This window comes from Pseudomonas sp. A-RE-19, from assembly GCF_019956555.1.
In the GTDB taxonomy this organism is placed as follows: domain Bacteria; phylum Pseudomonadota; class Gammaproteobacteria; order Pseudomonadales; family Pseudomonadaceae; genus Aquipseudomonas.
Genome location: NZ_JAHBDQ010000023.1, coordinates 33,970 through 46,472, shown reverse-complemented (window position 1 = coordinate 46,472; position 12,503 = coordinate 33,970). Strand labels below are relative to the sequence as shown.

The following is a 12,503-nucleotide window of genomic DNA, read 5'->3' as shown; positions in this document are numbered from 1 at the left end:
CGTGGGCCAGACCGTCAGTGAGGTCGAGCGCCAGGCCGGCCAGGTCGAAAGTGTGTCCGCCCAAAGCAACCAGGCGGTGGCGGGGCAACGCACGCAGATCGAGCAGGTCGCCACGGCGATGAACCAGATGTCAGCCACGTCCCTGGAGGTGGCGCGCAGTGCCGCGGCGGCTGTCAGCAGCGCTCACAGCGTCAACGACGAGACCATTAGCGGGCGCGGACTGGTGGAGTCCCAGCAGGGCAGCATCGCTGCACTGGCCAGTGAGATCGATCAGTCGGTGCGGGTGATTAATCAGCTGGCCAGTGACAGCCAGTCCATCAGCCGCGTGCTGGACGTGATCAAAAGCATTGCCGAACAGACCAACCTGCTGGCCCTCAACGCGGCCATCGAAGCCGCGCGCGCGGGCGAGCAGGGCCGTGGTTTTGCGGTGGTGGCGGACGAGGTCCGGACCCTGGCCAAGCGCACCCAGCAATCGACCGAAGAAATCGAGCAGATGATCACCAAGCTGCACAGCGGTGTCGGTGCGGCGGTCAAGGCGATGGGCACCAGCCATCAGATGGCCAACGGCACGGTCGGGCAGTCGGAAAAGGTCCAGCAGGCGCTGGAAAACATCCTCGGCGCGGTCGGCATGATCGTCGACCAGAACCAGCAGATCGCCGCCGCCGTAGAGCAGCAAACCGCCGTGGCTCACGACATCGACCAGAACATCGTCGAGATCAACCGCGCCGGCGAGCGTACCGCCGACGGCGCGCACCAGACTGAAAATGCCAGCCGAGCGTTGTCGGCGCAGGTGGTGGAGCTCAAGCAATTGATCAGCGCGTTCCGGGTTTGAAAAGCACCCCGGAACAAATGTGGGAGCGAGCCTGCTCGCGATAGCGGTGTGTCAGGCGACATCAATGTCGAATGTTAAACAGCCATCGCGAGCAGGCTCGCTCCCACAGGGGATGTGTGGGGCGACTGATTACCAGTTGAACAACCCACACGCATTAGCGGTGCTGGCGGCGGCCAGTTGTTCGGGGCTGATTGCCATGATGGCGGCCAGTGCTTCGCAGATCGCCGGTAAATGGGCCGGGCTGTTGCGTTGACCGGGGAACATGGCAGGGGCCATGTCCGGTGAGTCGGTTTCCAGTACCACCGATTCAAGGGGCAAACCGGCGAGCACACGGTGCATGCGCAGGGCTTGCGGCCAGGTCGCGGCGCCGCCGAGGCCGAGTTTGAAGCCGAGTTTGATGTATTCGCGAGCCTCTTCCTGGCTACCGGCGAAGGCGTGAATGATCCCCGCCCGTTTCAAGCGAAACCGTTTGAGCGTGGCGATCACCGCCGCATGGCTGCGTCGCACGTGAATCAGCGCCGGCAGATTGAAGTCTGCCGCCAGTTGCAGTTGGGCGTCGAACAGCGCTTGCTGGCGTTCACGATCCAGGGTCTGGATGAAGTAATCCAGACCGATCTCGCCCACCGCGCATAGCTGTCGATGGCCCGCCAGACGCGCCAGCCAGTCACCGAGCTCGGTCACATCCTCGGGGCGATGGTCATCCAGATACACCGGGTGCAAACCAAACGCCGCGTGCAGATCGGGATCGCTTTGCACCAGCTCCCAGACTCGCTGCCAATTGGCCTGATAAACCCCCAGCACCACCATCCGTCGCACGCCAAGGGCGCGGCTTTCGGCCAGCAGCGCCTGACGATCTGCGTCGAAGTCCGGAAAATCCAGATGAGTGTGGGTGTCGATCAGTTCCACGGCTCAGTCCTGAAGAATGCGCTGCTTGAAGGTCCGCGCGATGGCCTGCACGCCGGGTTGGTAATCGGCCTGTTCGATGGCGGCCAACGCCAGTTGCAGCGCCTTGTCGGCGATCAGCTGATGCTGCTGGGACATGGCGTTGACCGGCAGCGGCAGGAAATCCAGCAACTGCGTATCACCGAAGGTGCCCAGGCGTAGCGGGCGGGTTTTCAGCGGGAAGTCGTGCAAGGCATCGAACACGCCCTGAAGCAGCACGTAGGATGTCGTCACCAGCGCATCCGGCAAATGGCCCAGGCGCTGAAGCAACTCTTCCATCAATTGTTTACCGCACTCACGGCTGAACGACTCGCCGTGTTCGATCAACACCTCGCCTTTGAAACCGTTCAGCGCTTGCTTGAAGCCTGCGGCCCGTTCCTGGCTGATACTCAATTCAGGGCGGGCACCGATCAGCGCGATCTGCTTGGGCAGCGGGTTCAACAGACTGCGGGTGAGGTGCAGGCTGGCTTCGCGGTCGTCACTGATCACCGAGCAGAAATGCTCGGGTTCCATGACCCGGTCGATGGCGATGATGGGAATGCCTTTGGCTTGCAACTGGCGATAGCTGTCATCGCCGGCCGGCAGGCAACTGGCGACGATCAACGCATCGCAGCGCCGGGCGCGGAACAATTGCAGCAATTGCCGTTCACTGTCTGGCGCATCGTCGGAGCTGGCGATCAGCAGCTGATAGCCGCGAGCCCGGGCGCCTTGCTCCAGCAGTTTGGCAATTCGCGCGTAACTGGGGTTTTCCAGGTCCGGCAGAATGAACCCCAGGGTGCGGGTGTGCCGACTGCGCAGCCCGGCGGCCTGAGGGTTGGGTGTGAAGCCATGTTGTTCGACCACCGCCCGCACGCGCTCGACGGTGGCGCTGCTGATGCGTTGCTGTTCGGCCTTGCCGTTGATGACATAACTGGCGGTAGTCACGGAGACGCCGGCCAACTGTGCAATATCACTGAGTTTCAACCCGGTATTTCCTTGTTTTTTTCGAGCGTGCCCCGAGGTTTTCGCCAATCCTACCCGATTCGGGCAGACGACCATTGTGGCAGCACATCCGACAATTGGACTTCAAGGATGAGACATTATCGAGTAACGTGCCTAACATTCTAGATTAAACGTTTCAGCAGGCGTATTTTCTACGTTATAGGTCGCTTTGGTCGGTTCTGCCGCGAAACCGCCAAAACTGCCCCTGAAAAGGGTTTCCAAGCGCCTAAGCTGAATCAATCAAAACAATACCTGGCGTCACACGGCGCCAAAAAGGAGAAAGCATGCTCGAGCTCACCATAGAGCAGATATCCATGGGCCAGTCGGCTGTGGATAAAGCCACTGCCCTGCAACTGCTCGCTGATCGACTCGTGACCGATGGCCTGGTGGCCGACGGTTACCTTGCGGGCTTGCAGGCCCGGGAAGCCCAGGGCTCGACCTTTCTTGGCCAAGGAATTGCCATCCCCCACGGCACCCCGCAAACCCGCGATCAGGTGTTCGCCACCGGCGTTCGGCTGATGCAGTTTCCTGATGGCGTGGACTGGGGCGATGGCCAGATCGTTTATCTGGCCATTGGTATCGCCGCCAAATCCGATGAACACCTGCGCCTGCTGCAACTGCTGACCCGCGCCCTCGGTGAGACCGATCTGGGCCAGGCCCTGCGCCGCGCCAGTTCCGCCGAAGCCTTGCTCAAGCTGCTGCAAGGCGCGCCGCAAGAACTGGCGCTGGACGCACAGATGATCGGCCTCGGTGTGTCCGCCGATGATTTCGAAGAGCTGGTCTGGCGTGGTGCCCGTTTGCTGCGTCAGGCCGATTGCGTGAGCAACGGTTTTGCCGGCGTTTTGCAGCAGGTCGACGCGCTGCCGCTGGGCGATGGCCTGTGGTGGCTGCACAGCGAACAAACAGTGAAGCGTCCGGGCCTGGCCTTTGTCACCCCGGACAAACCCATGCGCTACCTCGGTCAGCCGTTGAGCGGGCTGTTCTGCCTGGCCAGTCTTGGTGAAGCCCATCAAGCACTGCTCGAACGCCTTTGCGCGTTGTTGATCGAAGGCCGTGGCCATGAGTTGGGCCGTGCCACCAGCAGTCGCGCGGTGCTGGAAGTCCTCGGCGGTGAGGTGCCGGCGGATTGGCCAAGCACACGCATTGCCCTGGCCAACGCCCACGGTTTGCATGCGCGCCCGGCGAAGATCCTTGCCCAACTGGCAAAAAGTTTTGAAGGCGAAATCCGCGTGCGCATCGTCGATGGTCACGACAGCGCGGTGTCGGTGAAGAGTTTGAGCAAACTGCTCAGCCTCGGCGCCCGTCGCGGCCAAGTATTGGAATTCATCGCCGAACCGACCATCGCCGCCGACGCCTTGCCGGCGTTGCTGGCAGCTATCGAAGAAGGCCTCGGTGAAGAAGTCGAGCCGCTGCCGGTCGTGAGCCAACAGCGCGAAGTCATCGCCGAGGTTGCCGAAGTGCTCCTCGCGCCGGCCTCCGGCAGTTTGATTCAGGCGATTGCCGCCGCCCCGGGGATCGCCATCGGCCCGGCACATATTCAAGTGCTGCAGATCATCGATTACCCGCTGCGCGGTGAGTCCGCCGCCATCGAGCGCGAACGCCTCAAGCAATCGCTGGCGGATGTGCGTCGCGACATCGAAGGCCTGATCGAACGCAGCAAGGCCAAGGCGATTCGCGAGATTTTCATCACCCATCAGGAAATGCTCGACGACCCGGAACTGACCGACGAAGTCGACACCCGCCTCAAGCAAGGCGAAAGCGCTGAAGCTTCGTGGATGGCGGTGATTGAAGCGGCCGCCAAACAACAGGAATCGTTGCAGGACGCCTTGCTCGCCGAACGTGCCGCCGACTTGCGCGACATTGGCCGTCGGGTGCTGGCGCAACTCTGTGGTGTCGAAACCCCGAGCGAACCTGATCAACCGTACATTCTGGTGATGGACGAAGTCGGCCCCTCCGACGTTGCGCGTCTCGATCCGACGCGTGTGGCCGGCATTCTCACCGCCCGCGGTGGTGCCACGGCCCACAGCGCCATTGTCGCTCGTGCCCTCGGTATTCCGGCGCTGGTGGGCGCCGGTGCCGCGGTGTTGCTGCTGAAACCGGGCACGCCGTTGTTGATCGATGGTCAACGCGGTCGCCTGCACGTGGACGCCGATGCCGCCACCTTGCAGCGCGCCACCGAAGAGCGCGATACCCGCGAACTGCGCTTGAAAGCCGCCGCCGAACAACGCCATCAACCGGCACTGACCACCGATGGCCACGCAGTGGAAGTGTTCGCCAATATCGGTGAAAGCGCCGGTGTCACCAGTGCGGTGGAGCAGGGCGCCGAAGGCATTGGCCTGCTGCGCACCGAACTGATTTTCATGGCCCACTCGCAAGCGCCGGACGAGGCGACTCAGGAAGTCGAATACCGTCGTGTCCTCGATGGCCTGGCCGGCCGGCCACTGGTGGTGCGCACCCTCGACGTCGGTGGCGACAAACCGCTGCCGTACTGGCCGATTGCCAAAGAAGAAAACCCGTTCCTCGGCGTGCGTGGCATTCGCCTGACCCTGCAACGTCCGCAGATCATGGAAGCGCAGTTGCGCGCCTTGCTGCGTGCGGCCGACAACCGTCCATTGCGAATCATGTTCCCGATGGTCGGCAGCGTCGATGAGTGGCGTCAGGCTCGGGACATGACCGAACGCCTGCGTCTGGAAATCCCGGTGGCGGATTTGCAACTGGGGATCATGATCGAAGTGCCGTCGGCCGCATTGCTGGCGCCGGTGCTGGCCAAAGAGGTGGACTTCTTCAGCGTCGGCACCAACGACCTGACGCAATACACCTTGGCCATCGACCGTGGTCATCCTACGTTGTCGGCCCAGGCTGACGGCTTGCATCCGGCGGTGCTGCAACTGATCGACATCACCGTGCGTGCGGCTCATGCTCATGGCAAGTGGGTCGGCGTGTGCGGTGAACTGGCAGCCGATCCGCTGGCGGTACCGGTGCTGGTGGGCCTGGGTGTGGATGAGTTGAGCGTGTCGGGCCGCAGCATTGCCGAGGTCAAGGCGCGCATTCGTGAACTCAGCCTGACCCAGACTCAAACCCTTGCCCAACAGGCCCTGGCCGTGGGCAGCGCGAACGAAGTCCGCGCATTAGTGGAGGCCCTGTAATGGCCAAGATCTTAACCCTGACCCTCAACCCGGCGCTGGACCTCACCGTTCAGTTGCCGCTCCTTACCCCCGGTCAGGTCAATCGCAGCGACGAAATGCACACCCACGCCGCTGGCAAGGGTGTGAACGTGGCACAGGTGTTGGTGGACCTCGGGCATCAGTTGACCGTCAGCGGTTTTCTCGGGGCAGACAACCTTCAGGCGTTCGAAACCCTGTTCGCCAAACGCGGTTTTACCGACGCGTTTATCCGCGTCCCCGGCGAGACCCGCAGCAACATCAAACTGGCGGAAAGCGATGGGCGCATCACCGACATCAACGGTCCTGGGCCGAGGGTCAGTGAAGCGGCGCAGCAGGCCTTGCTCGATCGTCTCGATCAGATTGCTCCAGGGCATGATGCGGTCGTCGTCGCCGGTAGTTTGCCTCGGGGGGTGAATCCTCAGTGGTTGCGGGAGTTGATCCAGCGCTTGAAAAAACGCGGTTTGAAAGTGGCGCTCGACACCAGCGGTGAAGCCTTGCGCGCAGCTCTGGCGGCTGGCCCGTGGCTGATCAAACCCAACACCGAAGAACTGGCTGATGCGCTGGGTTGCGAGGTGGTTTCCGTGGGCGCCCAAGCCGAGGCAGCGAGCCGCTTGCATGCCCATGGCATCGAGCACGTGGTGATTTCCGATGGTGCCGACGGGGTGAACTGGTTCAGTGTCGGTTCGGCCATGCACGCCACGCCGCCCAAGGTCTGCGTGGTCAGCACCGTCGGTGCGGGGGACTCGTTGCTGGCCGGCATGCTGCACGGTTTGCTCAGTGCCGATACGCCCGAACAAACCTTACGCACCGCCACCGCGATTGCCGCCATGGCCGTTACCCAGATCGGTTTTGGTATCGGCGACCCCGCGCAACTGGCGCACCTCGAACAGGGCGTGCGCCTGCGCCCCCTGACAGAACAATAAGAGGGTTTGCAATGAAATTAGCCATTGTTACGGCCTGCCCGAACGGCATGGTCACCAGTGTGCTGTGTGCTCGTCTGCTCGATGCAGCCGCCCAGCGTCAGGGCTGGAGCACCAGTGTCGAAGTCGTTGATGTAGCTCATCCGGAACGCCAACTGTCGGCTGCGACCATCGAAGCCGCCGAGTGGGTGTTGCTGGTGACCAGCGGGCCTGTGGATATGTCGCGGTTCGTCGGTAAACGCGTGTTCCAGAGCACCCCGGCCCAAGCCCTGCAAGATGTTGAAGCGGTGCTGCGTCGCGGGGTGGAGGAGGCCGAGGTTTACGTCGCGTCCGAAGCCACCGCCGAGCCGGCTGCGGTCGTTAAAAGTGCGCCGCGCCTGGTGGCCGTCACCGCGTGCCCGACCGGTGTCGCCCACACCTTTATGGCCGCCGAAGCCTTGCAGCAAGCGGCCAAGCGTCTGGGCTATGACTTGCAAGTGGAAACCCAAGGCTCGGTCGGCGCGCGCAACCCACTCAGCGCAGAGGCGATTGCCAATGCCGACGTGGTGCTGCTGGCGGCAGACATCGAAGTCGCCACCGAGCGGTTCGCCGGCAAGAAGATCTACCGGTGCGGCACGGGCATCGCCCTGAAACAAGCCGAAGCCACGCTGAACAAAGCCCTGGCCGAAGGCAAGCAGGAAAGCGCTTCGACCGGCGCCAAAGGCCCGGCCAAGCAAGAAAAGACCGGTATCTACAAACACCTGCTGACCGGTGTCTCGTTCATGTTGCCGATGGTGGTGGCGGGCGGTCTGATGATCGCCTTGTCCTTCGTGTTCGGCATCACCGCGTTCAAGGAGCAAGGCACGCTGGCGGCAGCGCTGATGCAGATCGGCGGCGAGACTGCGTTCAAACTGATGGTGCCGCTGTTGGCAGGGTACATCGCCTACTCGATCGCCGACCGCCCGGGCCTGGCGCCGGGGATGATCGGTGGTTTGCTGGCGAGCACCCTGGGCGCCGGTTTCATCGGTGGGATCATCGCCGGTTTCATCGCCGGCTATGCGGCCCAGGCGATCAACCGTTATGCACGTTTGCCGCAGAGCCTCGAGGCGCTGAAACCGATCCTGATCATCCCGTTGCTGGCGAGTCTGTTCACCGGTCTGGTGATGATCTACGTGGTCGGCAAACCGGTTGCCGGGATGCTCGCGGGGCTCACGCATTTCCTCGACAGTATGGGTACCACCAACGCGATTCTGCTGGGTGTGCTGCTGGGCGGCATGATGTGCGTCGACCTCGGCGGGCCGATCAACAAAGCGGCTTACGCGTTTTCGGTGGGGCTGCTGGCGTCGCAAAGTTATGCACCGATGGCCGCGACCATGGCCGCCGGTATGGTGCCGCCGATTGGCCTGGGCATTGCCACGTTCATTGCCCGACGCAAGTTCGCCCAGGCTGAACGCGAGGCCGGTAAAGCGGCGCTGGTGTTGGGACTGTGCTTTATCTCCGAGGGCGCCATTCCGTTTGCGGCGAAAGATCCATTGCGGGTGATTCCGGCGAGCATCGCCGGCGGCGCGCTGACCGGTGCGTTGTCGATGTACTTCGGTTGCAAACTCATGGCGCCGCACGGCGGGTTGTTCGTGATGCTGATTCCGAATGCGATCAACCACGCGCTGTTGTATCTGCTGGCGATCGTGGCCGGGAGTTTGCTGACGGCGGTGACGTATTCGGTGCTCAAACGGCCGGAAACGGTGGAGTTGGCGCTGGAACCGGCTAACGCTTAACAGCAAAAGATCGCAGCCTTCGGCAGCTCCTGCCCCGAATCTGTAGGAACTGTTGAAGGCTGCGATCTTTTTTCCTATCACCCCGACATCGAGGCAGGTCGGCGGCTTCATGACTTCAGTTTTTTGCATCAGTCTCTGAAACCTGGCAAGCCTTTGGACGCGCAATAGTCTTCGATTGTCTGCACGACTCCCTCCGGCGAGTCATCTGCTCCATCCTCTGGATAGAACAGCAAATCGCTCCCCGCTGGGTGCGGCACGATCTTGTTGAAGTGCTCCACCAACTTCCCCCGGTCTTCCTCTATTTCGGCATCGTCGATAGCGCCAATCAGCGCTTTGAATTCCTGTTTTGTGTAGTCGGCAAGATTGCTCTTAAAGTCCATTACTCGGCCCTCTGGGTACTACAGTTCTCCAGATCAAATTCTGAAACCCGGTAAGCCATGAGCGGCACGCCAATCCTTGAGTGTGCGGGTGATGCCTTCTGCCGAGTCATCGGCGTCGTCTTCCGGGTAGAAAATCAAATCAGAGCCTGCTGGGTGTTCACATATGGTGTTGAAGTGATGCACAAGCCTGTTTTCCTCCTCTTCGCTTTCCTCGTTTCCTATGATGCATTGAAGCAGCCTGATGAATTCTTCTTCCGTGTAATCTGAAACGCTGCTTTTCAGAGTCATTACCTGTCCTCCCTGTGAATCTCTGCGTGTCGTTTCGGCGTAACTATTGCGAGGTTGTCCACGTCATAAACCGCGCCCCCATTCTGGATATTCTCAATATGATGTATTTCGTAGCGAGAATTCTCCCCATTGTGTTCCAGCCTTTGGGCAAAGGGTGCTTTGCCGTTCAAGAGTTTGCCCTTGTTGGTTGGTTTGAACTGGCTGAGCAGCTCAGGATCGTTCCCAACGGCAGTCCAAAATGCCTTTCTGAAAGCGTCGAAGTCCCTAAACGTTTGTCCTCTTAACTGATCCGCAATCCGCGTTGGAATCGGAGCACCTAACCCGGTGTCAGCCCCAGCAAGCCAAATACCCGACACATCCTCGCCCACCCCCGTAACCCCACCGGGTTCATACCGGGCATTGAGCACGATGTAGATCGGCTCAAGCCCCGCATCCGCAGGGAACCAGATAATCGCATCCTGATACTCGGGTGGATGCTCCGGGTTCACCAGGACCTTGTTGGCCTGCTCGGTGGGCGGATACACCCAAATCGTCGGCAGCGGCGGGGCGCCTTCGAGGGCCGGGATGCGCGGTACCTCGTCGGGATTCGCTGCGGGTGTCCAGATCAGGCCGATGCCGTTGCCGATGTCGGCGACAAACTGTTCGCCTTCCTGGGTGGCCTTGATGACCGGGACAAATTCCCAGTCTTTTTTCCCGCCGGTGTAGAAGCCGTATGCGTTGACGGAGCCGTCCGGCAAGGTCCTCACGTTGAGGCGCACCCGGGTTCGTCCGGTATCCAGCTGCGCGTACTGTTCTTTCTTGTAGAAGGCGCTGTCGGGGGAAAGGCGGGTGTTCGGCATCAAGAGCGCGACGGTGCCGACCGCTGCAGTGGTTGCCACCGCCGTTGAACTTGTCAGCAGACCGAGGGCAAGCGAACCGCCGAGACGCTGAGCCAGGGTGTTGCCCGTGGTCGAGCCGGCCACCCATTTAAGCGGTATGCCTTCGGTGGTAATCGCCGCGCCAGTGCCCAGTACGGCCCAGGCCCCGTAGTCGGCCAGTCTCTCGACCGGGACAAACCCGGCGGGGTTGTGGTGATTGATGACGCCGTCGGAGAGGTTGCAGCTTTTGGCGAACACGCATCCTTTGGTGGCGGCTTGTTTGCGTTTTTCGGCTTGCCTGACGAGACGGTCTTCATACGTTTGTTGTCGGGCGAGCATGTCGTCGTAGGCTTTTTGTCTGGCATCACGCTCGGCCAGCTCAGTCGGGGTCATGTCTCGCAGGTAACGATATCCAATGCCCGAGCCGCCACCACCACCGCCATGTTCCCAGACTTGGGGTATGTCCTTGTTGCGAGCCATCGGTGTCCTTTTCTGCGTGTGGCTGGGAAAGCCGCAAACCTAACTGGGACGTTCAAGGGCTGGCGTTAGGACGTTTCCTAAAGGTGGTGCGGAAATTTCCTAATCCATGGCGTTACCTGGCTAGATCGCCAAGCCCTGGCGAGCCTGCTCGCGATGAGGCCATCACATTCAGCATTGATGCTGGCTATCAGACCGCTATCGCGAGCAGGCTCGCTCCCACAATGGATTTGTGGTGTTGGCAGATTTTTGTGTCATACCTGATTCATCCAGCCATGCTTAAGTTTTCTTTTTTCAGGGAGAGCACCATGAGCGAATTCGACCTCAGCCGTCGTCGTGTCATGCAAGCCGTTGGCGCCGGGCTGTTGCTGCCCGGCCTGGCGCCATCGGTGATTGCTTCGGTCAAGGATCGGCCGCTACTCACCGATGGCGTGCAGTCCGGTGACCTGTTGGGCGACCGGGCGATGATCTGGAGCCGTAGCGACCGTGCGGCGCGGATGGTGGTGGAATGGGACACGCGCAGCCTGTTCAGCAACCCTCGTCGATTCGTCTCGCCATTGGCCGATGCCCGTACCGATTTCACCGCCCGGGTCGAACTCACGGGGCTGCCCGCCGATCAGGCGATTTTCTACCGCGTGACTTTCGAAGATGCTCAGACCGGTGTCGCCAGTGAACCGTGGTTCGGTCATCTGCGCAGTGTGCCAACCGCCCGGCGGGATATTCGCTTTGTCTGGAGTGGTGACACGGTCGGTCAGGGCTTCGGCATCAACCCGGACATCGGCGGCATGCGCATCTACGAAGCGATGCGTCTGCGCCTTCCGGACTTTTTTATCCACAGCGGCGACACCATCTACGCCGACGGTCCCGTACCTGCGCAGCTCACAACAGAGAGCGGCCGTGTGTGGCGCAACCTCACCAGCGAAGCCAAGAGCAAAGTCGCCGAAACCCTCGACGACTATCGCGGCAATTACCGCTACAACCTGATGGATGAAAACATCCGCCGCTTCAACGCCGAGGTCCCACAGATCTGGCAGTGGGACGACCACGAAGTGGTGAACAACTGGTCGCCGGGCAAGCAACTGGATGAGCGCTACAAGAGCAAAGATATCCACAGCCTGGTGGGCCGCGCACGTCAGGCCTGGCTGGAATATGCGCCGATGCGCTTGCAGAGCGCCGATGACGGCGGGCGAATTTATCGCAAGCTGAGTTATGGGCCGATGCTCGATGTGTTCGTGCTCGACATGCGCAGTTATCGCGGCGCCAATGACGACAACCTCGGTGCCGCCAAGCCGTTTCTTGGTCGAGAACAATTGGACTGGCTCAAGCGTGAATTGAAAGGCTCCCAGGCCCAATGGAAAGTCATTGCCGCCGACATGCCCATCGGCCTCGGCGTGCCCGACGGTGAAGTCAGCCCCGGTGTGACGCGATGGGAAGCGGTGGCCAATGGTGACCCTGGCCCGGCTCAGGGCCGTGAAGTGGAGATCGCTGAATTACTCGGTTTTCTGCGGGCGCAGCAGGTGCGCAATTTCGTCTGGCTGACGGCGGATGTGCATTACTGCGCAGCGCACCATTACCACCCCGACCGCGCGGCGTTTCAGGACTTCGAACCGTTCTGGGAGTTTGTCGCGGGGCCGCTGAATGCGGGGAGCTTCGGGCCGAATGCGCTGGATAAAACCTTCGGCCCCGAAGTGGTGTTCGAGAAAGCGCCACCTTCGCAGAACACCTCGCCGTTTGCCGGGTTTCAGTTTTTTGGCGAGGTGAATATTGATGGGCAGACGGGGGAGCTGAGCGTCGTGCTGCGGGATCTGGATGGGGTGGGAGTGTTTGAGCGCAAGTTGCAGCCGGTGTGAGGCCGCACACTTTCCATGATCGATACCAAACCATTGTGGGAGCGAGCCTGCTCGCGAT

The 12,503-nt window shown here is 61.3% G+C and carries 10 protein-coding genes; 5 read left to right on the top strand and 5 right to left on the bottom strand.

Annotated elements, in window-relative coordinates; all coding sequences use genetic code 11:
* Positions 1-118 precede the first annotated feature (118 nt).
* On the top strand, positions 119-832 hold the full coding sequence (locus tag KGB14_RS28665; RefSeq protein ID WP_411740789.1) for a methyl-accepting chemotaxis protein: 714 nt from the start codon (positions 119-121) through the stop codon (positions 830-832).
* Positions 833-961: 129 nt separating this feature from the next.
* On the opposite strand, the gene KGB14_RS16660 is transcribed toward KGB14_RS28665, so the two are convergent.
* A complete protein-coding gene (locus tag KGB14_RS16660; RefSeq protein ID WP_223487870.1) occupies positions 962-1,738 on the bottom strand; it encodes a TatD family hydrolase in 777 nt (258 codons plus the stop codon).
* Positions 1,739-1,741: 3 nt separating this feature from the next.
* The gene (gene cra / locus KGB14_RS16655) at positions 1,742-2,737 is read right to left on the bottom strand and encodes a catabolite repressor/activator (protein ID WP_223487869.1); all 996 of its coding nucleotides are present in this window, start codon (positions 2,735-2,737) and stop codon (positions 1,742-1,744) included.
* A 302-nt stretch (positions 2,738-3,039) separates the two neighbouring features.
* Here cra and ptsP point away from each other — a divergent pair, with 302 nt between their 5' ends.
* Genes ptsP through KGB14_RS16640 form a run of 3 tightly spaced genes read left to right on the top strand, consistent with a single transcriptional unit; the run spans position 3,040 to position 8,593 of the window.
* Positions 3,040-5,901, top strand: a complete 2,862-nt coding sequence (ptsP, locus tag KGB14_RS16650; protein WP_223487868.1) for a phosphoenolpyruvate--protein phosphotransferase — start codon at positions 3,040-3,042, stop codon at positions 5,899-5,901.
* The gene (gene pfkB / locus KGB14_RS16645; RefSeq protein ID WP_223487867.1) at positions 5,901-6,842 is read left to right on the top strand and encodes a 1-phosphofructokinase; all 942 of its coding nucleotides are present in this window, start codon (positions 5,901-5,903) and stop codon (positions 6,840-6,842) included. The genes ptsP and pfkB overlap by 1 nt, the downstream gene beginning before the upstream one ends.
* 11 nt (positions 6,843-6,853) lie before the next feature.
* Complete coding sequence (locus KGB14_RS16640) at positions 6,854-8,593, top strand: PTS fructose-like transporter subunit IIB (RefSeq protein WP_223487866.1); 1,740 nt, start codon at positions 6,854-6,856, stop codon at positions 8,591-8,593.
* A 128-nt stretch (positions 8,594-8,721) separates the two neighbouring features.
* Here KGB14_RS16640 and KGB14_RS16635 read toward each other — a convergent pair whose 3' ends face one another.
* The 3 genes from KGB14_RS16635 to KGB14_RS16625 are packed head-to-tail and all read right to left on the bottom strand — an operon-like array spanning position 8,722 to position 10,598.
* Positions 8,722-8,973 (bottom strand): bacteriocin immunity protein, encoded by a 252-nt coding sequence (locus KGB14_RS16635; protein WP_223487865.1) that lies wholly within the window; start codon positions 8,971-8,973, stop codon positions 8,722-8,724.
* 33 nt (positions 8,974-9,006) lie between these two features.
* Positions 9,007-9,261: a bacteriocin immunity protein gene (locus KGB14_RS16630; protein ID WP_223487864.1), complete on the bottom strand. Its 255-nt coding sequence runs from the start codon at positions 9,259-9,261 to the stop codon at positions 9,007-9,009.
* Positions 9,261-10,598: an S-type pyocin domain-containing protein gene (locus tag KGB14_RS16625; protein ID WP_223487863.1), complete on the bottom strand. Its 1,338-nt coding sequence runs from the start codon at positions 10,596-10,598 to the stop codon at positions 9,261-9,263. Before KGB14_RS16625 ends, KGB14_RS16630 begins: the two co-directional genes overlap by 1 nt.
* 305 nt (positions 10,599-10,903) lie before the next feature.
* Between KGB14_RS16625 and KGB14_RS16620 the strand changes: the two genes are divergently transcribed.
* Positions 10,904-12,445 carry an alkaline phosphatase D family protein gene (locus tag KGB14_RS16620; protein WP_223487862.1) on the top strand — a complete coding sequence of 514 codons (1,542 nt, stop codon included), beginning with the start codon at positions 10,904-10,906 and terminating at the stop codon, positions 12,443-12,445.
* Positions 12,446-12,503 lie beyond the last annotated feature (58 nt).

What these genes read in the sequence shown, in the direction of transcription:
- KGB14_RS28665 (WP_411740789.1), top strand. Translation starts at nt 119, where the DNA reads ATGAACCAGATGTCAGCCACGTCCCTGGAGGTGGCGCGCAGTGCCGCG.
- ptsP (WP_223487868.1), top strand. Translation starts at nt 3,040, where the DNA reads ATGCTCGAGCTCACCATAGAGCAGATATCCATGGGCCAGTCGGCTGTG.
- pfkB (WP_223487867.1), top strand. Translation starts at nt 5,901, where the DNA reads ATGGCCAAGATCTTAACCCTGACCCTCAACCCGGCGCTGGACCTCACC.
- KGB14_RS16640 (WP_223487866.1), top strand. Translation starts at nt 6,854, where the DNA reads ATGAAATTAGCCATTGTTACGGCCTGCCCGAACGGCATGGTCACCAGT.
- KGB14_RS16635 (WP_223487865.1), bottom strand. Translation starts at nt 8,973, where the DNA reads ATGGACTTTAAGAGCAATCTTGCCGACTACACAAAACAGGAATTCAAA.
- KGB14_RS16630 (WP_223487864.1), bottom strand. Translation starts at nt 9,261, where the DNA reads ATGACTCTGAAAAGCAGCGTTTCAGATTACACGGAAGAAGAATTCATC.
- KGB14_RS16625 (WP_223487863.1), bottom strand. Translation starts at nt 10,598, where the DNA reads ATGGCTCGCAACAAGGACATACCCCAAGTCTGGGAACATGGCGGTGGT.
- KGB14_RS16620 (WP_223487862.1), top strand. Translation starts at nt 10,904, where the DNA reads ATGAGCGAATTCGACCTCAGCCGTCGTCGTGTCATGCAAGCCGTTGGC.